Source organism: Pseudomonas sp. GOM7, assembly GCF_026723825.1.
Lineage (GTDB): Bacteria > Pseudomonadota > Gammaproteobacteria > Pseudomonadales > Pseudomonadaceae > Aquipseudomonas.
Genome location: NZ_CP113519.1, coordinates 630,795 through 655,286 on the forward strand (window position 1 = coordinate 630,795; position 24,492 = coordinate 655,286).

Annotated in this window: 20 protein-coding genes, 1 tRNA gene, 1 pseudogene and 1 riboswitch; of the genes and pseudogenes, 6 read left to right on the plus strand and 16 right to left on the minus strand. The window is 64.2% G+C overall.

What is annotated here, in order from left to right; translation table 11 throughout:
• Positions 1-29: 29 nt before the first annotated feature.
• The 7 genes from OU800_RS02790 to thiC all read right to left on the minus strand — a co-directional run bounded on the left by OU800_RS02790 (position 30) and on the right by thiC (position 7,720).
• Complete coding sequence (locus OU800_RS02790; RefSeq protein WP_268181015.1) at positions 30-1,013, minus strand: esterase-like activity of phytase family protein; 984 nt, start codon at positions 1,011-1,013, stop codon at positions 30-32.
• Positions 1,013-2,911: a DNA topoisomerase IV subunit B gene (gene parE / locus OU800_RS02795; RefSeq protein WP_268181017.1), complete on the minus strand. Its 1,899-nt coding sequence runs from the start codon at positions 2,909-2,911 to the stop codon at positions 1,013-1,015. The genes OU800_RS02790 and parE overlap by 1 nt, the downstream gene beginning before the upstream one ends.
• Before the next feature lie 15 nt (positions 2,912-2,926).
• A complete protein-coding gene (locus OU800_RS02800) occupies positions 2,927-3,538 on the minus strand; it encodes a YqiA/YcfP family alpha/beta fold hydrolase (RefSeq protein ID WP_268181018.1) in 612 nt (203 codons plus the stop codon).
• Between the two features lie 119 nt (positions 3,539-3,657).
• Entirely contained in the window at positions 3,658-4,473 is an 816-nt protein-coding gene (gene cpdA / locus OU800_RS02805; RefSeq protein ID WP_268181020.1) for a 3',5'-cyclic-AMP phosphodiesterase, read from the minus strand.
• A gap of 209 nt (positions 4,474-4,682) precedes the next feature.
• Positions 4,683-5,135 carry a DUF1249 domain-containing protein gene (locus OU800_RS02810; protein WP_268181022.1) on the minus strand — a complete coding sequence of 151 codons (453 nt, stop codon included), beginning with the start codon at positions 5,133-5,135 and terminating at the stop codon, positions 4,683-4,685.
• A complete protein-coding gene (locus OU800_RS02815) occupies positions 5,126-5,725 on the minus strand; it encodes an NUDIX domain-containing protein (RefSeq protein WP_268181023.1) in 600 nt (199 codons plus the stop codon). The genes OU800_RS02810 and OU800_RS02815 overlap by 10 nt, the downstream gene beginning before the upstream one ends.
• A 96-nt stretch (positions 5,726-5,821) precedes the next feature.
• Entirely contained in the window at positions 5,822-7,720 is a 1,899-nt protein-coding gene (gene thiC / locus OU800_RS02820) for a phosphomethylpyrimidine synthase ThiC (RefSeq protein ID WP_268181025.1), read from the minus strand.
• 99 nt (positions 7,721-7,819) lie between these two features.
• Positions 7,820-7,926: riboswitch (TPP riboswitch) on the minus strand.
• A 218-nt stretch (positions 7,927-8,144) separates the two neighbouring features.
• Here thiC and OU800_RS02825 point away from each other — a divergent pair.
• Complete coding sequence (locus OU800_RS02825; protein ID WP_268181027.1) at positions 8,145-9,587, plus strand: TolC family outer membrane protein; 1,443 nt, start codon at positions 8,145-8,147, stop codon at positions 9,585-9,587.
• Between the two features lie 142 nt (positions 9,588-9,729).
• Here OU800_RS02825 and waaA read toward each other — a convergent pair whose 3' ends face one another.
• Positions 9,730-10,995 (minus strand): lipid IV(A) 3-deoxy-D-manno-octulosonic acid transferase, encoded by a 1,266-nt coding sequence (waaA, locus tag OU800_RS02830; protein WP_268181028.1) that lies wholly within the window; start codon positions 10,993-10,995, stop codon positions 9,730-9,732.
• A 43-nt stretch (positions 10,996-11,038) separates the two neighbouring features.
• On the minus strand, positions 11,039-11,926 hold the full coding sequence (locus OU800_RS02835; protein WP_268181030.1) for a LysR family transcriptional regulator: 888 nt from the start codon (positions 11,924-11,926) through the stop codon (positions 11,039-11,041).
• Positions 11,927-12,011: 85 nt separating this feature from the next.
• Here OU800_RS02835 and OU800_RS02840 point away from each other — a divergent pair, with 85 nt between their 5' ends.
• The 4 genes and pseudogenes from OU800_RS02840 (at position 12,012) to OU800_RS02855 (ending at position 15,501) form a co-directional block, all read left to right on the plus strand.
• The gene (locus OU800_RS02840) at positions 12,012-12,344 is read left to right on the plus strand and encodes a DMT family transporter (RefSeq protein WP_268181032.1); all 333 of its coding nucleotides are present in this window, start codon (positions 12,012-12,014) and stop codon (positions 12,342-12,344) included.
• A gap of 79 nt (positions 12,345-12,423) precedes the next feature.
• Complete coding sequence (locus OU800_RS02845) at positions 12,424-13,599, plus strand: NAD(P)/FAD-dependent oxidoreductase (protein ID WP_268181034.1); 1,176 nt, start codon at positions 12,424-12,426, stop codon at positions 13,597-13,599.
• Positions 13,596-14,402: an aldo/keto reductase gene (locus OU800_RS02850; RefSeq protein ID WP_268181036.1), complete on the plus strand. Its 807-nt coding sequence runs from the start codon at positions 13,596-13,598 to the stop codon at positions 14,400-14,402. The genes OU800_RS02845 and OU800_RS02850 overlap by 4 nt, the downstream gene beginning before the upstream one ends.
• 125 nt (positions 14,403-14,527) lie before the next feature.
• Positions 14,528-15,501 (plus strand): annotated as a pseudogene (locus OU800_RS02855) (metal ABC transporter ATPase).
• Here OU800_RS02855 and OU800_RS02860 read toward each other — a convergent pair.
• Entirely contained in the window at positions 15,441-16,961 is a 1,521-nt protein-coding gene (locus tag OU800_RS02860) for an AhpA/YtjB family protein (RefSeq protein ID WP_268181040.1), read from the minus strand. The pseudogene OU800_RS02855 and the gene OU800_RS02860 sit on opposite strands and share 61 nt — an antisense overlap.
• A 174-nt stretch (positions 16,962-17,135) precedes the next feature.
• Here OU800_RS02860 and serB point away from each other — a divergent pair, with 174 nt between their 5' ends.
• Positions 17,136-18,350: a phosphoserine phosphatase SerB gene (serB, locus tag OU800_RS02865; protein ID WP_268181042.1), complete on the plus strand. Its 1,215-nt coding sequence runs from the start codon at positions 17,136-17,138 to the stop codon at positions 18,348-18,350.
• Here serB and OU800_RS02870 read toward each other — a convergent pair.
• From OU800_RS02870 to dnaG, 6 genes are all read right to left on the minus strand, one after another.
• Positions 18,341-18,736 carry a DUF7079 family protein gene (locus OU800_RS02870; protein WP_442964756.1) on the minus strand — a complete coding sequence of 132 codons (396 nt, stop codon included), beginning with the start codon at positions 18,734-18,736 and terminating at the stop codon, positions 18,341-18,343. The genes serB and OU800_RS02870 overlap by 10 nt on opposite strands.
• Positions 18,733-19,515: a hypothetical protein gene (locus tag OU800_RS02875; protein ID WP_268181045.1), complete on the minus strand. Its 783-nt coding sequence runs from the start codon at positions 19,513-19,515 to the stop codon at positions 18,733-18,735. The genes OU800_RS02870 and OU800_RS02875 overlap by 4 nt, the downstream gene beginning before the upstream one ends.
• A complete protein-coding gene (locus OU800_RS02880) occupies positions 19,512-20,069 on the minus strand; it encodes a PAAR domain-containing protein (RefSeq protein WP_268181046.1) in 558 nt (185 codons plus the stop codon). Before OU800_RS02880 ends, OU800_RS02875 begins: the two co-directional genes overlap by 4 nt.
• A 220-nt stretch (positions 20,070-20,289) precedes the next feature.
• Positions 20,290-20,366, minus strand: a tRNA-Ile gene (locus tag OU800_RS02885).
• 112 nt (positions 20,367-20,478) lie between these two features.
• Positions 20,479-22,332 (minus strand): RNA polymerase sigma factor RpoD, encoded by a 1,854-nt coding sequence (rpoD, locus tag OU800_RS02890; RefSeq protein ID WP_268181048.1) that lies wholly within the window; start codon positions 22,330-22,332, stop codon positions 20,479-20,481.
• A 67-nt stretch (positions 22,333-22,399) separates the two neighbouring features.
• Positions 22,400-24,388: a DNA primase gene (gene dnaG, locus OU800_RS02895; RefSeq protein WP_268181049.1), complete on the minus strand. Its 1,989-nt coding sequence runs from the start codon at positions 24,386-24,388 to the stop codon at positions 22,400-22,402.
• Positions 24,389-24,492: the final 104 nt, after the last annotated feature.

The window sequence follows — 24,492 nt, forward strand, 5'->3', positions numbered from 1 at the left end:
CCCGGCGCGTTTGCCAGGAGTCTGCTCGCTCACGGGCGCTGGCTCCAGCCGCCGTTGGGTGCCTTGAAGCGCCAGACGATGGGGCGTGTTTCGCCATCGGCACGGGTCAGGCCGCCGTTGTCGACACCTATCCAGGCGCCGTCCTTGTCGATCCACAAGGCTTCGGCCACACCGTATGCCACGGGGTAACGACGTGGCTCGGCCAAGGCTTCGGCGGCGAACGACCAGCACCGCTCCAGCACACCATCGCTCAGGGCGCGGCGGCAGATGCGATGCGCCTGGCGCTCGAGTGTGAAGAGCTTGTCGTCGAAGTAGGCCAGGCCGGCGAAATCACGTGCGGCGGGCTGCCCGCCCAGAGCAGCGGGGGAGGGCTCCTTGCCCCCTTCGCTGAACAGTACGCAGCCACCGGTGCAGCGCCAGGCACTGTTCTGCCGGTGCAGCACGGTAAGGCCACGGCGACGCTGTTCGGCGGCCATCCACAGGCGGCTGCCGTCCGGGTCGATGGCGATGCCCTCGAAGCCCTGGTTGAAGTGCAGCAGCATGCCGCTGGCGCGTGCCTGGCGCACCAGGCCGTTGGGCAGGCGCAGCCACTGAGCGTCGCCATTACTGGCGAGTTGCAGCACGGCGGACTGGGTTTCGCTGGCCAGGTAGCGGTTGCCCCGAGCGTCGCAGCTCAGCCCCTCGAAGTCGAAACGCCCACCGCGCACCAGGCTGGCCGCCCAGTTGCGCATGCGCAGGCCCCACGGCTGTTGACTCTCCGGCGGTTCAGGGGCGACGAAGGTTTCCGCTTCGGCCTGCAGGTGATCGCCGATAAGGTTGAGGAGGAAGACACGGTCGTCGTCGCGATCCGAGAGGCCCCATAGGCTTTCGCCGCATTTGGCCAGACCGGAGAGATTGCCATTGGCCATGCCCTCGACCGGGTATTCGGCGCTCAGGTGCAGCTCTTCCAGCGGTGCTTGCTCGGCCTGCACCAGGCCCGCCAGCAGGCTGGCTGTCAGTAGCAGCCTGCGCATCAGGCCAGTACCTCGGCCAGGTTGCCCTTGGACTCCAGCCAGTTCTTGCGGTCGCTGGCGCGCTTCTTCGCCAGCAGCATGTCCATCACCTCGCGCGTGCCCTCGAAATCATCCAGCGTGAGCTGTACCAGGCGGCGGGTGTTGGGATCCATGGTGGTTTCACGCAACTGCGGCGGGTTCATCTCGCCGAGGCCCTTGAAGCGCGTGACCTGAGGCTTGCCGCGACGCTTCTCGGCCACCAGGCGGTCGAGGATGCCATCGCGCTCGGCCTCGTCCAGGGCATAGAAGATTTCCTTGCCCAGGTCGATGCGGTACAGCGGCGGCATGGCCACGTAGACGTGCCCGGCATCCACCAGCGGGCGGAAATGACGGACGAACAGGGCGCAGAGCAGGGTGGCGATGTGCAGTCCGTCGGAGTCGGCGTCGGCGAGGATGCAGATCTTGCCGTAGCGCAGCCCAGAGAGATCGTTGGAGCCGGGGTCGATACCGATGGCCACGGCGATGTCGTGTACTTCCTGGGAAGCCAGCACCTCACTGCCATCCACTTCCCAGGTATTCAGGATCTTGCCGCGCAACGGCATGATGGCCTGGTATTCCTTGTCACGTGCCTGCTTGGCACTACCGCCGGCCGAGTCGCCCTCGACCAGGAAGAGTTCGGCACGCATCGGCTCCTGGCCGGCGCAGTCGGCCAGCTTGCCGGGCAGCGCCGGGCCCTGGGTGATCTTCTTGCGTTCTACCTTCTTGCCGGCCTTGAGGCGGCGACCGGCGTTGCTGATGGCCAGTTCGGCCAGCGCCAGGCCGGTTTCCGGGTGAGCGTTGAGCCACAGGCTGAAGGCGTCCTTGACCACACCAGAGACGAACGCCGCCGCTTCGCGGGATGACAGGCGCTCCTTGGTCTGCCCGGAGAACTGCGCATCCTGCATCTTCATCGAGAGAACGAAGGCGATGCGCTCCCAGACGTCTTCCGGGGCCAGCTTGACCCCCCGTGGCAGCAGGTTGCGGAACTCGCAGAACTCGCGCATGGCGTCCAGCAGGCCCTGGCGCAGGCCGTTGACGTGGGTACCGCCCTGCGCGGTGGGGATCAGGTTGACGTAGCTTTCCTGTACCGCGTCGCCGCCTTCGGGTAGCCACAGCAGGGCCCAGTCCACCGCTTCCTTGTTGCCGGCCAGGCTGCCGCAGAAGGGCTCGGCAGGCAGGCGCTCGAATTCGCTGACGGCATCCACCAGGTAGGAGCGCAGGCCGTCTTCATACAGCCACTCGACTTTCTCGCCGGCGGCCTTGTCCTCGAAGGTGACGCTCAGGCCCGGGCACAGCACGGCCTTGGCCTTGAGCACGTGCTTGAGGCGGCTGACCGAGAACTTGAAGGAGTCGAAGTACTTGGCGTCCGGCCAGAAATGCACGCTGGTGCCGGTGTTACGCTTGCCCACCGTGCCGATCACTTCCAGATCGCTGGCCTTGAAGCCATCGGCGAAGCTCATCTGATATTCGTTGCCGTCACGCTTGACGGTGACCACCACACGGGTCGACAGGGCGTTGACCACGCTGATGCCGACGCCGTGCAGGCCGCCGGAGAACTGGTAGTTCTTGTTGCTGAACTTGCCGCCGGCATGCAGCTTGGTGAGGATCAGCTCGACGCCCGGCACGCCTTCTTCCGGGTGGATGTCCACCGGCATGCCGCGTCCGTCGTCGATCACTTCCAGCGAATTGTCCTCATGGAGGATCACCTGGATCGACTTGGCGTGCCCGGCCAGGGCTTCGTCGACGCTGTTGTCGATGACTTCCTGGGCCAGGTGGTTGGGGCGTGTGGTGTCGGTGTACATGCCCGGGCGCTTGCGCACCGGGTCGAGGCCGGAGAGGACTTCGATAGCGTCGGCGTTATAGGCGTTCTGCTGGGCCATGGGCTCTCTTAATCGTCAATTGAAGGCGGAAAAGTCGGTATCGCGCCAGAGTGTGGCGCCAATGTCGGCAAAAGCGAAGAGTGCCGGCAAGCGTTCGCTGAAGCCCTGGAAACCATGGTCGCCACCAGCCTGGACGCGCAGGGCGCAGGCGCGGTAGTAGCGCTCGGCGTCACGGTAGTCGAGGGTATCGTCGCCGGTCTGCAGCCACACCTGATAGCGGCTGGCGTCCTGTGGCGGCGGTACTTCCAGCTCGGCCAGTGCCTGGATGTGATCCTCGGTGAGTTCCCAGGTCTCGTCGCTGTAGTGGTTCTGCTGCGGGCCGAGGTAGCCGTCGAAGCGCAGGTGCGGACGCACTGCCGGGTTGATCAGCAAGGCTTTGAGATTGTGGCGCTCGGCCAGGTAAGTGGCGTAATAGCCGCCCAGCGAGCTGCCCACCAGCAGTGGCGCGCCCAGTTCGGCGACCAGCGCCTCGAGCTGGGCCATGGCCTGGCGCGGGTGATGATGCAACGCCGGCACGCGCAACTGCTCGCCGATTTGCAGGTGAGTCATGGCGCGGCTCAACTGCCTGGCCTTGTGCGAGGCGGGTGAACTGTTGAGACCGTGGATATAAAGGATGGTGGCAATCATGGAGCGGGAGGCTACTACAAAAAGCGGCTATAAGCTGCAAGCGGCAAGCTACAAGAAAATGCAGCAAGGTGTCTGCTGGGGCTGCGCGTTTTGCTTGCAGCTTGAGGCTTGCCGCTGCTTCAGTAGCCCTTGACGCTGTAGTCGATCTCGAAGCTGATGCCGGTGACGCGCGAGACGCCGGTTTCCAGCCTGCCGTCGGTATGCAGGCGCAGCCAGCGGTAGCCGGGGGCTTCGCTGCCGACCTGGAAGTCTTCGCTGCCGGGAGCGAACTGCACGCAGGTCGAGGGCGAGGCGAGCAGGCGCAGGTCGCCGCGTTGCTGGTCGAACTCCTGGTGGATATGGCCCCAGAGCAGGGCGCGGGCCTGAGCATGGCGTTCGAGGATGGCGAACAGGGCATCGGGGTTGCGTAGGCCGATGGGTTCCATCCATTTGCAGCCGATGGACACCGGGTGATGGTGCAGGCAGATCAGGTGATGGCGCTCGGGGGCTTCGCTCAGGGCGCGCTCCAGCAGTTCTAGCTGGCTGTCGGCAAGAAAACCGGGCACGGCACCGGGGATCGACGAGTCGAGCAAGGTCACGCGCCAGGCACCGATGTCGAACACTGGCTCCAGCAAGTGCGTGCCAGCGCAGGTCACTTGCATGGGGGAGGCCTCGTCATGATTGCCGGCCAGCCAGCGTACCGGCGCACCGAGCCCATCGGTGAGGCTGCGAAAGCGTTCGTAGGAAGCCAGGCTGCCGTCCTGCGACAGGTCGCCGGTGGCCAGGATCAGGTCGATGCCGGGTTGCTCCTGCTGCATCTTTTCGATCACGCGGCACAGGCTGTCGCAGGTGTCCATGCCCAGCAGCTTGCCATCCGCTTCGGCGAACAGATGGCTGTCGGACAACTGCACCAGCAGAACCGAGGAATCGGCGGCGAGGGGGGCGTGACTCGACAAGACGGTCTCCAGGGGCGCGAATGAATGAATTATGGTAGCTGCTGCAGCGAAAGGGGAAACCCCGGGAAGCGGAAGCAGGTCACAGAAAAACGCCAGGAGCGTTTTTGACGTCGCCTGCGACGGCCCGCAGGGTGGCCGCCAGGGATGGCGGGCCATGAACACAGCGCGCTGAGTCTATCGGCGGGCTGGGTAAAAGCTTGATCGGGAGGTCAGAGTACCGGTTGCGCTTCGTGCCCACAGGCCAGGCAATGGTTCAGCCACTCACCGAGGAACAGGTTGAGCTGGCTCTTCTCGTCCGGCTGGTGCATGGCTGCGTTCGGATAGGGATAGCGGATGTGCAGGCGTCGGGCATTCTCGGCACTGACCACTTCCGCCATGCGCGCATCATGGTAGACCCGCACCTCCAGTTGCGGCACCGGCAGCCAGGGCAGGCTGTGTTCCTGGCGCACGCGCAGGCTGGTGGTATAGGGGCAGCTCTCCAGCACTTCCAGGTGCAGGATGCCCAGCAGATGATCGCCCTGGCTCAGCGCCACGCGCCGCGTCTGATGCTCGCTACGCATGCTCGGCAACAGGCGCATCAGGCGCGCGTAGTTGGCCTCGCAAGCGGTCTGCAGCTCGACCAGATCGACCCGGTAGCGCTCGCGCAGCAGGTTCACGACCACATGCCCCGCACTTCGTCGCGGTTCAGCGCCAGCCATTGCAGGGCGATGATGCTTGCGGCGTTGTTGATGCGCCCGTCACGCACGGCGGCCAGGGCATCGGCCAGGGCCATCACGTGCACACGGATATCCTCGCCTTCCTCGGGCAGGCCATGCACGCCGCCGGCTCCGGCGCTGTCGCAGCGGCCGAGGAACAGGTGGACGAACTCGTCGGAGCCGCCAGGGGAGGGGAAATACTGGGTGATCGGCCACAGCGGGCCGAGGATCAGATCGGCTTCTTCGACCGCTTCGCGGCGGGCGACTTCCTCGGGCTCTTCGTCCTTGTCGATCAGCCCGGCGACCAGCTCCAGCAGCCAGGGATTGGCCGCCTTGTCCATGGCTCCGACGCGGAACTGCTCGATCAGCACCACTTCGTCGCGCTGCGGGTCGTAAGGCAATACGCAGACGGCATCGTGGCGCACGAACAGCTCACGGGTGATGGACGGGCCCATGTCACCGGAGAATTGCCGGTGACGCAGCGTGAGCCGGTCGAGCCGGTAGAAGCCGCGAAAGCACTCCTCGCGGGCGAGGATGTCGATGTCGTCTTTACCCATAGAAACTCCAGATGGTCGTAACGGGCCAAACAGCGGCCCGTTACCCGTCACACTAGCGAGCATAGTGCCGCCAGATCAAGCTTGCATGACGGCCTTTCACACAGGCTGATAGAGCTGGCTGCCCTGCGCCTTGAACTCCTCGGCCTTGGCCTGCATGCCCTGTTCGGCCTCCAGGTCTATGGCGTCGATGCGTTGTTCCTTGGCGTAGTCGCGCACTTCCTGGGTGATCTTCATCGAGCAGAACTTCGGCCCGCACATGGAGCAGAAGTGCGCCACCTTGGCCGAGTCCTTGGGCAGGGTCTCGTCGTGGTAGGCGCGCGCGGTGTCCGGGTCGAGGCCGAGGTTGAACTGATCCTCCCAGCGGAACTCGAAACGCGCCTTGGAGAGGGCGTTGTCGCGGATCTGCGCGCCGGGGTGGCCTTTGGCGAGGTCGGCGGCATGGGCGGCGATCTTGTAGGTGATGATGCCGGTCTTCACGTCATCCTTGTTCGGCAGGCCCAGGTGCTCCTTGGGGGTGACGTAGCAGAGCATGGCGCAGCCGAACCAGCCGATCATCGCCGCGCCGATGCCGCTGGTGATGTGGTCGTAGCCGGGGGCGATGTCTGTGGTCAGCGGGCCGAGGGTATAGAACGGCGCCTCGTCGCAGCACTCCAGTTGCTTGTCCATGTTCTCCTTGATCAGATGCATGGGTACGTGGCCAGGGCCTTCGATCATGCACTGTACGTCGTGCTTCCAGGCCACCTTGGTCAGCTCACCGAGGGTCTCCAGCTCGCCGAACTGTGCGGCGTCGTTGGCATCGGCGATGGAACCGGGGCGCAGGCCATCACCCAGGGAGAAGGACACATCGTAGGCCTTCATGATTTCGCAGATGTCGTCGAAATGGGTGTAGAGGAAGTTTTCCTTGTGATGCGCCAGGCACCACTTGGCCATGATCGAACCACCACGGCTGACGATGCCGGTGACGCGCTTGGCGGTCAACGGCACGTAACGCAGCAAGACGCCTGCGTGGATGGTGAAGTAGTCCACGCCCTGTTCGGCCTGTTCGATCAGGGTGTCGCGGAACAGCTCCCAGGTCAGATCCTCGGCGATGCCGCCGACCTTTTCCAGGGCCTGGTAGATCGGCACGGTACCGATGGGTACCGGCGAGTTGCGGATGATCCATTCGCGGGTTTCATGGATGTGCTTGCCGGTGGACAGATCCATCACCGTGTCCGAGCCCCAGCGGATGCCCCAGGTCAGCTTGGCCACTTCTTCCTCGATGGAAGAGCCCAGGGCGCTGTTGCCGATATTGCCGTTGATCTTCACCAGGAAGTTGCGGCCGATGATCATCGGCTCCAGCTCCACGTGGTTGATGTTGGCCGGGATGATGGCGCGGCCGCGGGCGACCTCGCTGCGCACGAACTCAGGGGTGATTTCCTTGGGGATGGCGGCACCGAAGCTGTGCCCCGGGTGCTGCTCGCCGAGCAGGCCGGCTTCGCGGGCCTCGGCCAGCTTCATGTTCTCGCGGATGGCGACGTATTCCATTTCCGGAGTGATGATGCCTTTCTTGGCGTAGTGCATCTGGCTGACGTTGTGCCCGGCCTTGGCCCGGCGCGGATTGCGCACATGGGCGAAGCGCATCTTGGTCAGCTCTTCGTCGGCGAGGCGGCGCTGACCGAACTCGGAGGACAGGCCCGGCAGTTTCTCGGTATCGCCACGATCTTCGATCCAGGCGCTGCGCACGTCGGCCAGGCCTTTGCGTACGTCGATGGTCACGTTCGGGTCGGTGTAGGGGCCAGAGGTGTCGTAGACGGTGACCGGAGCGTTGATCTCGCCGCCGTTCTTCGTTTCAGAGAAAGCGGTCGGCGTCACGTCCAGGCTGATCTCGCGCATCGGCACGCGGATATCCGGGCGCGAACCCTGCACGTAAATCTTCTGCGAACGGGGGAAGGGCTGTACGGACTGCAGGTCGACCTGGGCGCTTTCGCTCAGGTGCCGTTGTTGTTCTGTGCTCATCAAGGCTCTCTCCGGGATAGATGTCGGAGTTGGAACCTGAGCGGACGAAGGGCGCGAGATACACCGGGGCGGTGCAGAGGACTCGCCACGCATGATGCGTGGCGAGGACATCTTGTTCCCTACGCAGGCCTTAACCTGATCAGGTTCAACGGGATCCGGCAGTTGCCAATCTCAGCCCCTCAGATGGGGCACCCCGACAAGAACCCTGGCAGTCTAATCAAGCCCTGCCGCTAAACCAACCTGCACGCGGAAATAAGTCGACCCATGCGTCGGAAAGCGACGCTCGGGCAGGGCCTTCGGTATTGTTGCGATGGGGCAACAATGCTTCTTGCAAACTAGACTGAAGCTTGGGCTCGGGTGCTTGACCCTGGCCTGTGGCCAGCCGTAGCCTTGCCGATTACCGCCTATTCAAGGATCGACCTCCATGTTGCGCAGACTCTCCCTGGCTGTTGCCGTGGCCGCCGCGTCGGTGGGCCTGGTGCAGGCCGCCGAGGCACCGCTTTCCAGCAAGACCGACCTGATGACCGTGTATCAGGAAGCCGCCCAGAACAATGCCGATATCGCCGCTGCCCGAGCCGACTACCAGGCACGTCGCGAAGTGGTACCGCAGGCCCGTGCCGGATTGCTGCCCAACCTCTCGGCAGGCGCCAATTATGGCGACACTCGCACCGAGATCGATTCGCCCAGCGCCACCCTTTCGCGCAGCGGTCTGGTCTATCAGGCCAATCTGAGTCAGCCGCTGTTCCGCGCCGACCGCTGGTTCCAGTTGCAGGCCGCTGAGGCCACCAGCGAGCAGGCCGCGCTGGAATTGTCCGCCACCGAGCAGAACCTCATCCTGCAGAGTGCCGAGACCTACTTCACCGTGCTGCGTGCCCAGGACAACCTGGCCTCGACCCGCGCCGAGGAGGCCGCCTTCAAGCGCCAGCTCGACCAGGCCAACGAGCGTTTTGATGTCGGCCTCTCCGACAAGACCGACGTGCTCGAGGCCCAGGCCGGTTTCGATACCGCCCGGGCCAACCGCCTGCTCGCCGAGCGCGCCGTGGACGATGCCTTCGAGGCCCTGGTGGCACTGACCAACCGCGACTACGTGGCCGTGGAAGGCATCGTGCATTCCCTGCCGGTGCTGGTGCCGACGCCCAACGATGCCAAGGCCTGGGTCGATACTGCCGCCGCGCAGAACCTCAATCTGCAGGCCAGTCTCTATGCAGTCACCGCCGCCGAGGAGAACCTGCGCCAGCGCAAGGCCGGTCATGCGCCGACCCTGGATGCCGTGGCCAGCTACCAGAAAGGCGACAACGACAGCCTGGGCTTCACCAATTCGGGGTCGCCGCTGTCGCCGCGTTACAGCGGTGACGTGTCGCAGCGCAGCATCGGCCTGCAGCTAAACATCCCGTTGTACAGCGGCGGCCTGACCAGCTCACAGGTACGCGAGGCCTACCAGCGCCTGGGGCAGACCGAGCAACTGCGCGAGAGCCTGCGTCGCCAGGTGGTGCAGAACACCCGCAACCTGTTCCGCGCGGTGAATACCGACGTGGAAACCGTGCAGGCGCGGCGCCAGTCGATCATCTCCAACCAGAGCGCGCTGGAAGCCACCGAGATCGGCTATCAGGTCGGCACCCGCAATATCGTCGACGTGCTCGATGCCCAGCGTCAGCTCTACAGCGCCGTGCGCAACTACAACGACGCGCGTTACGACTACATCCTCAACAACCTGCGCCTCAAGCAGGCCGCCGGCACCCTCAGCCCGGCCGACCTCGAAGCCCTGGGCCGTTTTCTCAAGCCGGACTACAACCCGGACAAGGACTTCCTGCCGCCGGATCTGGCCTCGGCTGCCGAGGAGCGCTTGAAGAACAATCAGGGGTATTGACACCCCCGATATACAAAAGCCCGACGCAAGGTCGGGCTTTTTGTTTTTAGGCACTGCAACCGCAGCATGCCCTGTGATCGAGCAAGCGTAGCCCGGATGCAATCCGGGAGAGCATCGCAACATCCTCCAGATTGCATCCGGGCTACAGCAGCCGCTGCAGCCCTGCCAGCAGCCGCTCCAGGGCGCCCTGGTTGGCCTGGAGCACGGCCAGGCCAGCCTTGCTCATACGCTGAGCCTCGTCAGGCTCGCCCAGCAGCGTCGCAACCCGGCCAGCCAGTTGATCGGCGTTTTCCACTTCGCTCAAGGCGCCGGCCTCGCGCAGTTGCGCAGCGATTTCCAGAAAGTTGAACAGGTGCGGGCCGCTTAGCACGGGTTTGCCCAGCGCGGCTGGCTCCAGCAGGTTATGTCCGCCATTGGCCACCAGGCTGCCGCCGACGAAGGCGATATCGGCCAGCGCATAGAGAAACAGCAGTTCGCCCATGGTGTCGCCCAGCAGCACCTGGTCGCCAGCGTGCACCGCCTCGCCGGTGGAGCGGCGGCGTGTGGCCATGCCCTGGCTCAGGCACAGCTCATGCACCGCGCCAAAGCGTTCCGGGTGCCGGGGCACGAGGATCAGCAGGGCATCCGGCCTGGACGCCAGTAGCTGGCGATGGGCGTCCAGGACGATCTCGTCTTCGCCAGCATGGGTGCTGGCAGCTATCCAGACCGGGCGCTGCTCGGCCTGCCATTGCCGGCGCAGGTTGGCAGCGCGCCTCGGCAGATCGGCATCGATTTTCAGATCGAACTTGATCGAGCCGGTCACTTCGACGCATTCAGGGCGTGCGCCCAGGGCCAGGAATCGCTGCGCCTCTGTCTGGGTCTGCACGGCGAGCAGCGACAGCTCGGCGAGCATCGGTGCGGTGAGCCTGGCAAAACGCGCATAGCCGCGTGCCGAGCGCTCGGACAGCCGAGCGTTGGCCAGTGCCACGGGAATGCCGCGCCTGGCGCACTGGTGGATATGGTTCGGCCACAGCTCGGTTTCCATCACCACCGCCAGGCGTGGACGAGCACGTTCGAGAAAGCGTGCCGCCGCCCAGGGCAGGTCATAGGGCAGGTAGCAATGCTGTACGCTGTCGCCGAACAGCGCCTGGATGCGCTCGGAGCCGGTGGGGGTCATGCAGGTGACGGTGATCGGCAGCTCTGGGTGGCGTGCTTGCAGAGCGCGGATCATGGGGGCGGCGGCGATGCTCTCGCCAACCGATACGGCGTGCACCCAGATGCCGCCAGGTTGCAGCGGCGGCAGACCGAAGGAGAAACGCTCCCGGATGCGCCGCGCGTAAGCCGGCGCCTTGCGCGCCCGCAAGGCCAGACGCAGGGCGATCAGGGGTAGGGCCAGATGCAGCAGCAGGGTATAGAGGTGTCTGTTCATGGGGGCGCAGCTTATCGCCGCAGGCCGAGCGCTGGAAGGGCGATCAGGCTTGCGGACGCAGCAACTCCTGCGCCAGGCAGTCGGCCAGCCAGCTCGCCGCCGGGCCGAGCGCGCCGTCGCGGCGCCAGACCAGTTCCACCACCAGGGGCAATGGCGCCCAGTCGCTGCGCAGTTCCTGCAAGTGGCCCTGGTAGGTGGGGTACTGCGCCACATGGCGCGGCAACCAGGCCCAGCCCAGGCCGCGGATCACCAGCTCGGCCATGACGTAGAAGCTGTCGGCGCGCCACAGCAACGGACTGATCTGTTCGCCCCCTGGGTAATGGCTGTCCTGCGGGGTCATCAGCAACTGGCGATGTTCGGCCAGGTCGCGCCTTTCCACACTGGCACGCCCGGCCAGGGGATGCATAGGGCTGCACACCGTGACCATTTCGATGGTGCCCAGGCGCTGGCTTTCCAGCTCGGCGGGCATCTGCTCGTGATGGAACAGCAGGCCGAGATCGGCCTGGCGCTGCACCAGCTTGCGCGCCACGTCGCCCTGCGCCCCACTGGACAGTTGCACTTCGAGCTGGGGAAAGGCTTCCGCCAGCGCCTGCAGGCTGGCCAGCACCGGCTGGTAGGGCATGGCTTCGTCCTGCGCCAGGCGCAGACGGGCTTCTTCGCCACGGGCCAGACCGAGGGCGCGGCCATCTAGGCGCTGGCACTGCTGTAGCACGCTGCGCGCCTCCTCCAGCAAGGCGCGGCCGGCTTCGGTGAGTGCTGGCTGGCGACCGCTGCTGCGCTCGAACAGGCTGACCCCGAGATCCGCCTCGAGCAGGGCGATGGCGCTGCTCACCGCCGATTGCGCACGTCCGGTTTCACGGGCCACGGCGGAGAAGGAGCGGCGCTCGGCGGTGCGCACGAACAGGTGCAGTTGATCGAGGTTCCAATTCACAGTCTATCTCCAAAGCAGATAGGTAATCACTTTATCCCATCGCTGCGACGACTAGAATCGGCGGCATCGTTCAGGAGTCGCCGCCATGCCCGGATACCTCTACCTCGCTATTGCCATCGCCGCCGAAGTCATCGCCACCACCTCGATGAAAGCCATCGACGGCTTCAACAAGCCCTTGCCATTGCTGCTGGTGATCGGTGGCTACGCCATCGCCTTCTGGATGCTGATTCTGGTAGTGCGCACCATCCCGGTGGGCATCGCCTACGCCATCTGGGCGGGGCTCGGCATCGTCCTGGTGAGCATCGCCGCGCTGGTGCTCTACCAGCAGAAGCTAGATCTACCGGCCATGCTCGGCATGGGCCTGATCGTCAGCGGTGTGGTGGTCATCCAACTATTCTCGCACTCCACGGGGCATTAAGACGGACAGGCTTGAAGCTTGCCGCTTGTAGCTGCCCCGAGGGTTATACTGCGCCCCTGTTTTTCTGCGAGGCCCGTTCATGTCCCAAGCTCTCAGCACCGATGTCCTGATCGTCGGCGGCGGTATCGCCGGCCTCTGGCTCAATGCGCGCCTGCGTCAGCAGGGGTTCGCCACTTTGCTGGTGGAGTCGGCGAGCCTCGGCGGCGGGCAGAGCCTGAAGTCGCAGGGCATCATCCATGGTGGCGCCAAGTACGCGCTGCACGGCGCGCTGACCGGCTCGGCCGAGGCCATCGGCGATATGCCACGGCGCTGGCGCGAGGCGCTGGCCGGTGACGGCGAGCTGGATCTGCGCGGCGTGCGCCTGCTCTCCGACGCGCATTACCTGTGGTCGCCGGGCACTCTGGCGGGCAATCTGACCAGCTTCTTCGCCAGCAAGGCCATGCGTACACGGGTCGATGCGGTCAAGGGTGAGCAACTGCCGCCAGCGCTGCGCGATCCGAAGTTCAAGGGCAAGGTCTATCGCCTCAACGAGCTGGTGCTGGACGTGCCCAGCCTGATCGCGCGCCTGGCCGAACTGGCCGGCGACGGCCTGCTGGCCGGTGAGCGTATCGAGCCGCTGCGCGAGGCGGGTGAGCTGGTCGGCCTGGTCGTCGACGGCCGCGAGATCCGTGCTCAGCGCGTGGTGCTCAGTGCCGGCGCCGGTAATGCCGAGCTGTTGGCGGCGTTGGGTATCGAACAGCCGCGCCAGCAATTGCGCCCGCTGCACATGGTGCTGGCCAAGGGGCCGGCCTTGAAACCGCTGTATGCCCATTGCCTGGGCGGCGGGCCGAAGCCACGGGTGACCGTGACCACCCATCCAGCGGCCGATGGCCAGTGGGTCTGGTATCTCGGCGGTGACCTGGCCGAGGCCGATGGCGTGGCGCGTGACGAGGCCGCGCAGATCAAGGCGGCGCAGAAGGAAGTCGCCGCGCTGCTGCCTTGGGTCGATCAGAGCCAGACCCGCTGGGCCACCCTGCGGGTGGATCGTGCCGAGCCGGCGCAATCGGGCCTGGTGCGCCCGGACAGCGCTTTCCTGGCCGATCAGGGCCATCTGCTGGTGGGCTGGCCGACCAAGCTGGCGCTGTCGCCGGACTTCGCCGACCGCGTGCTGCAAGCTTTGGCCCGCGATGGCGTGCAACCTGGCGCTCATGCGCCGTTGCCCGAACTGCCACGTCCGCCCGTTGCCCAGCCGGTATGGGAGACCCTGCTGCCATGAGTCTGCACGATCTGCATCGTCCGCTCGGCAGTACCGGTCTGCTGGTGTCGCCTCTGGGCCTGGGCACGGTCAAGCTGGGCCGCGACCAGGGGGTCAAATACCCCAGCGGCTTCACCATCCCCGACGACGCTCAGGCTGCGGCCTTGCTGCGCCAGGCGCGTGAGCTGGGTATCAACCTGATCGACACCGCCCCGGCCTATGGCGTCAGCGAGCAGCGCCTCGGCCCCTTGCTGCGTGGCCAGCGCGACCAGTGGGTGATCGTCAGCAAGACCGGCGAGGAGTTCGACCAGGGCCTGTCGCACTTCGATTTCTCGCCAGCGCACACCCGCCTGTCGGTAGAGCGCAGCCTCAAACGCCTGGAAACTGACCGTATCGACCTGCTGCTGGTGCACTCCGATGGCAATGATCTGGCCGTGCTGCGCGACAGCGGCGTCTACGAGGCGCTTGAGGCGCTCAAGCGCGAGGGCAAGATTCTCGCCTATGGCCTGTCCGGCAAGACCGTCGAAGGTGGCCTGCTGGCACTGCAGCAAGGGGATTGCGCCATGGTCACCTACAACCTCGCCGGGCAGGGCGAAAAGCCGGTTATCGACTACGCTGCCAGTCACGGCAAGGGCATCCTGATCAAGAAGGCCCTGGCCAGCGGGCATGCCTGCCTGGCCGATGGTGTCGATCCGGTGCGCGCCAGCTTCGAGCTGATTTTTGCGCATCCTGGTGTCAGCAGTGCCATCGTTGGCACCATCAATCCGCTGCACCTGGCTGCCAATGTGGCCACGGCAGCGGCGGTGATCCGCCAACGGGGCTGAGTTCGTCACGTTCCTTTACAGGATCGGGTTGTGTCCGTTGTCTGGCCTGAGGCAGCCTAGCCGTCTGTTTCGCCCTGAACCTCGCCGGGTGCTTGCTGCCTGGCACGAGTCAATGAGGAGCCGAGATGCCGCGTACGCTGATTCGCAAGGACCCGAGTCGCTTCAAGACCCTGCCATTGTTCGTCGAGGCCAGTCCTGACGGGCTGCGCTACCAGAGCCTTGGCCAGCCGCTGAATTTTCGCCAGATGCTGGAGCGGCGGCGTCCGCTAATGGTTGCCGACAACCAGCGCTTCGCGGTCGAACTGGCCAACCTGGGCGTGTCGGTGCGCCTGACCTTGCGCTTGCAGGGGCGCGATTACTGGGTACTGGTGCGTCAGCGCCGGCCGGATCGCGGCGATACCGTGCTCAAGCTGATTTCCGGTTATGTGCCGGCCCACGAGCTCAACCTGCCGCTGCTCACGGCGATCCAGGAGGTGGCCGAAGAGTGCCTGATCGAGAGCGAGGGCGGTTGGCTCAGCGGGCGTTTCGGCGATACCTGGCTACCCACACCCTACCAGGGCGCCTTGCGCTATCGCGAAACCAGCCATTTTCGTCTCAGCCCGCTTTCCGGCGCCGCGCGGCCGGTGCAGTGCGGCAACCTGACCCTGCTCGAGCGCCCACGGGCCTACGTGCACCTGCCGACCGCCTCGTTGCAACTGGTCTACGACCTCAATCTGGAGCTGCCGCGCGATGTGCGCGAACCCAGCCTGTTCCATGTCGACGAATGTCTCGAAGAGGGGCTTCTGGTGGCACGCCTGGAGCGCCGACGTCCTGATCTTTACCTGGTGGCCTTGCACAATGGCCAGCCCAATGGCGGATTGTTCACCCTGCGCGGCGGCGAGCTGACGGCGGCCAGCACCCGTGGCCTGTGGTTGTCGGAGAGTTTCGCCGAGCAGCAGGGCTGGCTGGTGAACGAGGAGCGGGTGCGCTGGAAGGACTGGCTGCAACGTTATGGGGTGCAGCCGGCACGACGCACCACGGTGGGCGCGTAAGCGGGACTCAGGCGCGGCCTTCGTGGTCGTGCATGCGCGCCAGTTGCCGCTCCAGTAGCGCCGGGTAGGGGTCGAGCAGACGTTCGACGCAGCTCGCGCCCTCGGGGCTGGCGATGGGGCGGATGCGCGCACGCTGTTTGGCCAGTTCGTCCTGGGCGATGCGCTTTTCCACCAGTAGCAGGTTGCGGCTGTGTTGCGACAGGGCCAGGGCGTCCAGCGCGCTGTCGCTGAGCAGCAGCTCGGCCTGGCCGAGGCCTTCCAGACCGTTGCCCAGGGTCAGGCCCAGTTGCAGTTGCAGGGTGATGCCGCTGTCGGCCACCTCGATCTGCAGGGCATGGCCGAGAGCGCGCATCAGCTCGCCGCAGCAGATGGCGTGGGTCAGGTAGTCCTCGGCGCAATCGCGCTCGTGGAACAGCATCAGGCTGCTGCCATCCTTGAGCGTGTGCAGCTCGCCCTGGTAGAGCGAGGCGGCTTGCTCCAGGCAATCGCGGTAGTGCTGCAGTAGGTCGAGCAGGCGCGTGCGCGGCAGGCGGCGCAGTTGTTCCTGGCCGCCTAGCTGGATGGCCAGCACGGCAGTGGCCTGCGAAGGGTTGGCCGTTGCAGGCGCTGCCGTCGGCTGTGGCTCGTTGGCCAGGTCGGCGAAAGGATCGGTGTCGTCTTCGTCCCAGGGCAGGTTGACCTTGGCTGCCTGGCGCGGCTGCGCGGAGGCAGCCAGAGGTTCTGCACTGTGCTGACGTGGCGCCTCGTCCTCAGTGGTGAGGTCATCTTCCGGCACGCTGTCGGAGAAGGCTTCTTCCTCGGGGAAGTCGTCTTCTTCCGGCTCCAACTCTGGCTTCGGCGGCACCAGGCGGGCCTGTAGCTGCCGTGCCAGGTCGCCGAGTTCGTCATTGCGCCCGGCACCCGGTGCGGGGTCGTCCGGGTCACGCAACCACAGGCGCAACTGCAGCAGGGGGGTGGAGATGTGCCGGCCCAGGCGCATGCTCAGCGACAGGGTCAGGGCCAGCAGGATCAGGCTGAGAATGCCCATGCTCTGCAGGCTGATGGTCATGGGTTGCTGGAACTGGCGCATGTCCAGGCTGATGCTCAGTTGCCCGGCCATCACTTCCTGGAAGTTGATGGGCGTTGAGTACAGCCCCGAGCTTTCGCCGAGCATGCTGCGCGTCGGCCGCGAGCCCGCCTCGGCGAGGATGCGGTTGTCCACACTGTAGATGGCGGCATGCGCCACCAGTGGATTCTTCGCCAGATTGCCCAGCAGCACGTTGAGGCTAAGGATGTCGTTGGACACTAGCAGCTCGGTGGCCGAGGCTGCCGTCTGGGTGATCAGCGCCTGGCCGAGGGCATCGGCCTGTTGCTGCATGGCCTGCTTGAACTGCATGCCCATCACCCAGGCATAGATGACCATGGCCAGGGCCACCAGCAGCAGGCTGTGGCTGGCGATGCGCAGCACCAGGGGCACCCGCCGCTGGCGCAGCGCGTGGAAGATCATGATGAAGAAATTATCGGGTTTGACGGGCGCGGGCCGGTTCACAGAGCACGGCTCTTGTCGACTGAAGTTGCCGCGCAGTATAGCGAGCGACCCCGCATGGGCAAAGCGCGTGGCTGCCCGAAGTGGCAGGAAACTGGGTAGAATGTCGGCCTTTTCGCTGGGCGGTGGCTCATCTACCGCGTTCCGTCATCAATCATCTGCCTCGGAGGGTGCGCCTTGCGCGAAATCGTCCTGATCAATATCACCGGCGAAGATCGCCCTGGGCTCACCGCAGCCATCACCGGCGTCCTGGCTCAGGGCGGGGTGAATATCCTCGACATCGGCCAGGCGGTGATCCATGACACCCTGTCGTTCGGCATCCTCATCGAGATTCCCGACAACGGCCGTTCCCAATCCGTGCTCAAGGATCTGCTGTTCACCGCCTACGAGCTGGATCAGCAGGTGCGCTTCACCCCGGTGTCAGAAGCTGACTATCGCCATTGGGTCGGCGGCCAGGGCAAGGCCCGGCATATCGTCACCTTGCTGACGCGCAAGGTCACCGCCGAGCAGTTGCAGCGCGTCAGCGCCATCACCGCTCGCTACGGCCTGAACATCGACCATATCGACCGCCTCTCCGGACGCATGCCGCTGGACACGCCGAGCGAACGTAGCAAGGGTTGCATCGAATTCTCGGTACGCGGCGAACCGGGCGATCCGGCGGCATTGCGCGCCGAGTTCCTTAGCGTGGCGCAGGAGCTGAATGTCGATATCGCCTTCCAGCGTGATTCGGTTTTCCGCCGCAATCGCCGCCTGGCGGTATTCGACATGGACTCGACGCTGATCGAGGCCGAGGTTATCGACGAACTGGCCAAGGCCGCTGGTGTCGGCGAGCAGGTCGCCGAGATCACCGAGCGTGCCATGCGCGGCGAGCTGGATTTCCGCGCCAGCTTCAAGGAGCGCCTGAGTCTGCTGCAGGGGCTGTCGGAAGACGTGCTGGCGGAGATCGGCGCCTCGCTGCGCCTGACCGAGGGCGCCGAGACCCTCTTCGCCGAACTCAAGCGCCTGGGCTACAAGACCGCGATTCTCTCTGGTGGCTTCACCTACTTCGCCCGGCAGTTGCAGGCCAAGCTGGGCATCGATTACGTGTTCGCCAACGAGCTGCAGATCGTCGATGGCAAGGTCACCGGCGTCGCTGTCGAGCCCATCGTCGATGCGCAACGCAAGGCCGATCTGCTGCGTGAGCTGGCGGAAAAGGAAGGGTTGCAACTGGAGCAGACCATTGCCGTCGGCGATGGCGCCAACGACCTGCCCATGCTCGGCCTGGCCGGCCTTGGCGTGGCCTTCCGCGCCAAGCCGCTGGTCAAACAATCGGCCAAACAGGCGATTTCCACCCTGGGCCTGGACGGCATCCTCTACCTGCTGGGCTACCGTGACCGTGAGGGTCAGGAGTGAGGGACGTCCTGGTCAGCTTGGCTGCTCTCGCTGTCTGCCCGATCCAGGTGTCTGACGATCTCCTGCCACTCGGGCTTGAGTCTGTAGCGTAGGTAAGCGATCTTGGCGCTATCGAGCAGGCGCCTTAGTGCTGAGGCGTTTCGTGCCTGGTGGAGATTGTCGATGGTGGTGGCAAGCCAGGTGCTGTCGAAGGCAGTCCAGATTGGTGGAACAGGTGTCTGCAGATTGGAATGGCAGGCGGGGGCCACGTCTTCAAAGAAGGCCCGCTCCACCGTGACGCGCTCGAAGTCGCGTACCTTGCGAGCAATACTGGCGTAGTCAACGCTGTTGTCGACGAACACATCCGATAACGCCGACCATAGCCGAATGCGCTCATCGCGGCTCAGAACACGTCCCACTTGGAAAACTCCTCGAGTTCATCATCCAGGGCATCCGCCGCCAGGCTGCCTGCAATGCCGCCAGCGGCGCTACCTGCCAGCACCAGGGCTATGGCACAGACTGGGGCTCCGGGGCCGCAAATGAGCGAGACTCCCAGGCCGGCGAGAAAGCCGCCAGCCGCACCGCCACCGATGATCATTCCCTGGCGTGCTGTCTCCTTCACCTTATTGTCTGCATTGAGAATTTCGTAAGTCGCGAATGCAGCAGTGACCACGATGCCAACTTTGCCGAGAACGCGTAGGCGTTGCGTGCCTTTGGTAAATTTTGCGTTATCTCTGCCGGAGGCTTCGATGATTTCGTAATGGATCAATTTCCTCTGTTCGGCTGTCAGGGTGTCGTAGGCTTTGCCGAACTTCTCGTTTGCGTATTTTTCGAACAGCTTCGGCAGGGTGGGGGGCGTTTTCTTGTACTGCTCTGCTTTGGCTAGGCCAACGGCAGAGGTGATCTTGCGATGCTCTGCCATGATCTTGTTGCGCATTTCATAGCAAAACTCGACACCCGCCTGGCTGGTGATCTTCCCGGATGCTACCTCCGTGCGAACCTGGGCAGAGATACGTTTGATATTGGCTGCATAGCTGGCTCGGGTTTTGGCGTCGCTGATGGCGTCGAGAGAAAATCGCGTGGCCATTGCCTCCATGCTGGCTATGGCCTCATCGAGCGGGGAGCGGGGTAGCGAATGCTCGCTCTGAGTCTGGTACTGGCCCCGTATTTCAATGCTGGAGGTCATTGCTCATGGCCTCCGGTGATCATGCTCAGGAGTTGTTCGGTTACCGAGGGCTGCTCGGTTTCTGCTGGAACAGGGAGTTCAAGTCTTGTGCAGATCGATCCCGAGGGGTTGGAAAACAGCACCTTGTTGTCACTGTCGAAGTTACTGGTCAGGGACGTTCCGTCATCGAAATGAGCAGTGCATTGCCAGCCCGTATAGCGCTCGGTGGCTGGAATCTGAAAGCTGATCCATCTATTGATGGCCAAAGGGGCTGGCGCGCTGAAGGCTGCCGTCACGACCGTATCGCCGATCAGTACATCGCCTGATCCACTGATGATCACGCCGCCGTGGCTAAGAGTGCTGCCTAAGGTCGCGGCGTTCTGGCCATTGATGAATACGCTTGCTGAAAATGCCCCCGATACGGCCTGGCCGCAGCCTGCCGTATCGCCCAGGCGGGCTGCGGGCAAGTTGTTGAACTGTACATTGGGGGAGCCGGTTTGTATCGGAGTTACGCCATGTCCAGGGACGGGGCAGGTCGTGGAGTCGCTGAGGCGAGCGGCAGGTTTACCAGGCATATAGAATCCTTCTTCCCTCTTCCTTCCGAACGCTAGATTTAGCCTCTTGCCATGGTTCATGGCTGTGAACGGAGTCAAGTTCTTAGCGCTTCAGGTCGCAGCTCATCTGAGACTCGGGAATCGACGCTGGGTTTCGTTGTATCAGAGAGGGTTCGCGAGCTGTCTCACGATGCAGCTTGCTGCAGAAACGAAAAAGCCGCGCAGTGCGCGGCTTCGGAGATGGTGGGCCCAGCAGGACTTGAACCTGCGACCAATCGATTATGAGTCGACTGCTCTAACCAACTGAGCTATAGGCCCGAAACGACGGCGGATTATAACGAGGCGTTGTAGCTAGCGCCAACTGCCTGAGTTATCTGGGAAAAACTCCCTGCAGAAACGACGACCCCGGCCTAGGCCGGGGTCGTTTGCATCACTCGTCGAGGAAGGAGCGCAGGTGCTCGCTTCGTGTCGGGTGACGCAGTTTGCGCAGCGCCTTGGCTTCGATCTGGCGGATACGCTCACGGGTGACATCGAACTGTTTGCCCACTTCCTCGAGGGTGTGGTCGGTGTTCATGTCGATGCCGAAGCGCATGCGCAGTACCTTGGCTTCACGGGCGGTGAGGCCGGCCAGGACTTCGCGGGTAGCTTCCTTGAGGCTTTCGACCGTGGCCACGTCGATCGGGGACTGCATGGTGCTGTCCTCGATGAAGTCGCCCAGGTGCGAATCCTCGTCGTCGCCGATCGGGGTTTCCATGGAGATCGGCTCTTTGGCGATCTTCAATACCTTGCGGATCTTGTCCTCGGGCATTTCCATGCGCTCACCGAGCTCTTCTGGAGTGGGCTCGCGACCCATTTCCTGGAGCATCTGACGGGAGATGCGGTTGAGCTTGTTGATGGTCTCGATCATGTGCACCGGAATACGGATGGTGCGCGCCTGGTCGGCAATCGAGCGGGTGATCGCCTGGCGGATCCACCAGGTGGCGTAGGTCGAGAACTTGTAGCCGCGACGGTACTCGAACTTGTCCACCGCCTTCATCAGGCCGATGTTGCCTTCCTGAATCAGGTCGAGGAACTGCAAGCCGCGGTTGGTGTACTTCTTGGCGATGGAGATGACCAGGCGCAGGTTGGCCTCGACCATTTCCTTCTTGGCGCGACGAGCCTTGGCTTCACCGATCGACATGCGACGGTTGATGTCCTTGATCTCGGCCAGGCTCAGGTTGCACTCGGCTTCCAGTTCCACCAGCTTCTGCTGGCAGCTCTTGATATCGCTCTGCAGATTACCCAGGGCCTCGGCGTACTTGGCCTTGCCCTTGGCCAGGTCGGCAGCCCAGTCCATGTCCACTTCGTTGCCTGGGAACAGGCGCAGGAAGTCGGCACGCGGCATGCGCGCGTCACGCACGCACAGTTGCATGATGGCGCGTTCCTGGGCGCGCAGGCGGTCGAGGGCGCCGCGCACCTGGTTGACCAGGGCGTCGTACTGCTTGGGTACCAGCTTGATCGGCATGAACAGCTCGGCCAGCGCGGCCAGCTCTTCGGTGGCCTGCTTGCTGCCACGGCCATGCTTCTTCAGGGCTTTCTGAACCTTGTCCTGCTGCTCGGCGACGGCGGTGAATCGGCGTGCGGCCTCTTCCGGATCCGGGCCACCATCGCCATCGGATTCTTCATCGTCGCCGCTTTCGCTTTCTTCGTCCTCGTCTTCTTCGTCATCCTTGGCGTTGGCGCCGTCCTGTACCGGAACGGGGGCGGCGGCTTCGTCCGGGACGCTGCCGTCATCCGGGTCGATGTAGCCGCTCAACACCTCGGCCAGGCGGCCGCCTTCGGTGGTGACGCGGTTGTACTCGGAGAGGATGTTGTCGACGGTGCCGGGGAAGTGGGCGATGGCGCTCATCACCTCGCGGATGCCTTCCTCGATGCGCTTGGCGATTTCGATTTCGCCTTCGCGGGTCAGCAGTTCCACGGTACCCATTTCACGCATGTACATGCGCACCGGATCGGTGGTGCGGCCGATATCGGTCTCAACGGCGGCGAGGGCGGCGGCGGCTTCTTCGGCTGCGGCTTCGTCGGTGTCGGCTTCGGCCAACAACAGGGCGTCCGCATCCGGAGCGCTCTCGAATACGTTGATCCCCATGTCGTTGATCATGCGGATGATGTCTTCCACCTGTTCCGGATCGGAAATATCTTCCGGCAGGTGGTCGTTGACCTCCGCATACGTCAGGTAACCCTGCTCGCGACCACGGCTGATCAATTCTTTCAAACGAGATTGCTGTTGCGCTTTTACGGACATAACACCCTATCCACTGAAGGTCTTGGCGGGCTGAAAACAAGCCGAGGATTATACCTGACAAACAGCCTTACGCGCCAGTTGAAGAGGGACTGACTGATGAGGTGCTGCGGCTTAGTAATGTGCGCAGTTGATCTTTTTCCTCTGCGCTTAGTTCACTCTGGCGCGCCTTGCGCAGCAATTGTTCAAGGCTGCGTTCCCGCTGGCGGGCTGCAAGAGTAGTTATAGTGTCGAAAAACTGTTGTTCAAGGTTGTCGGCCGAAATCAGCCATTCCTTTTCCGCCAGGGCGCGCAACAGACGACCTTGCTCAGTGCCGTGCCAGCGAGCGATTAGCTGCAGCGAGCGCAGGTTGGGGCTTTTCTGCAGGGCGCCGACCAGTGCCACCAGTAGCTGAGCGTAGGTGTCCTCTTCGTCGGCGAAGTGGCTGACATCTTCCACTTTCTGCGCCAGTTGTGGGTGGTGTAGCAGGGTGCGCAGGGCGCTCAGGTGGGGTGACTCCACCTTGACCGCAGTGCGTGGCGGGTAGTCCTTGCCCTGGCCTTTCTTCTGCCACTTGCCGCCATCCTTCTTCCAGTTGCCCTTGCTCTTGCTGGGGGTGCTCTCGTAGCTGGGCTGGCTGGGGGGCGGGTGTTCATAGCCGCCCAGGTCAGGTAGGGCATCGTAATAATCGCCGCTGGGGACGTCGGCATAGTCCGGGTAGGCCTGATCCTGGCTCGCTGGGGTGTGGCGCTGGCTCGGTGTCGGGCTGCGCGGTGTGTTGCCGATCTGGCTGAGGGCTTCGCCGGACAGCCCGGTGATCTCGCTCAGGCGCTGGCGCATCAGGGCGCGCAGGTTGTTGCCGGGGATCTTGTCGATCAGCGGTGCGGCCAGGGTGACCAGGTGCGCCTTGCCTTCCAGGGAGCGCGGATCGGCCTCTTCGCACAGTTGCTGGAAGAAGTAGTCGGCCAGTGGTTGCGCATGCTGGTTGATGCGTGCGCGGAAGGCATCGGTGCCTTCGGCGCGTACCAGGGTGTCGGGGTCTTCGCCTTCGGGCAGGAACAGAAAGCGCGCGCGGCGACCGTCCTGCAGGCTTGGCAGGGTGGACTCCAAGGCGCGCCAGGCGGCATTGCGCCCGGCGGCGTCGCCGTCAAAGCAGAACAGCACGCTGGGCACGATGCGGAACAGGCGCTTGAGGTGTTCCTCGCTGGTGGCCGTGCCCAGGGTTGCCACGGCATTGCGCAGGCCTTGCTGGGCCAGGGCGATGACGTCCATGTAGCCTTCGACCACCATGATCTCGTCGAGATCGCGGTTGTGCTTGCGCGCCTCGTACAGGCCGTAGAGTTCCTGGCCCTTGTGGAACACCGGGGTTTCCGGCGAGTTCAGGTACTTGGGCTTGTCGTCTCCCAGCACGCGGCCGCCGAAGGCGATCACCCGGCCGCGGCTGTCGCGGATGGGGAACATGATGCGATCGCGGAAGCGGTCATAGCGCTTGCCGGTGTCGGCATTCTCGATCAGCAGGCCGGCGTCGATCATGGCCTTCTGCTGCAGGGCGTCGCCACCCAGTTGCTTGAGCAGGTTGTCCCAGCCCGGCGGGGCGAAGCCCAGGCCGAAGTCGCGGGCGATTTCCCCGGTCAGGCCGCGGCCCTTGAGGTAGTCCACGGCGTACTTGCGCTGTGGGTGGCTTTTCAGTGCCTGGCGATAATGCTCGGCGGCGGCTTCCAGCAGCGGGTAGAGGGGCGAGTCCACTGGCTGTCTGGGTTTGTGCCCGCGCCCGCTGTCCTCGCGGGGCACGTCCATGCCGGCGCGCTTGGCCAGTTCCTCGACCGCCTGGGGGAAATCCAGTTGATCGTGATCCATGACGAAGCCGAGGGCGTTGCCGCCGGCGCCGCAGCCGAAGCAGTAGTAGAACTGCTTGTCCGGGCTGACGGTGAAGGAGGGGGTCTTTTCCTTGTGGAAGGGGCAGCAGGCGCTGTAGTTCTTGCCGGTCTTCTTCAGTTGGACGCGCGAACTCACCACATCGACGATGTCGGTGCGGTTGAGCAGGTCATCGATGAAGGACTGCGGGATCAGGCCGGCCATAGGTGCTCAGCATAGTCGCCCATGCGGGCACTCAGAAAGCAGAAAACTCCGCCCTGCACCCGAGGTGAGGCGGAGTTCCTAAAAAGCAATGCCCGACCAGGGTC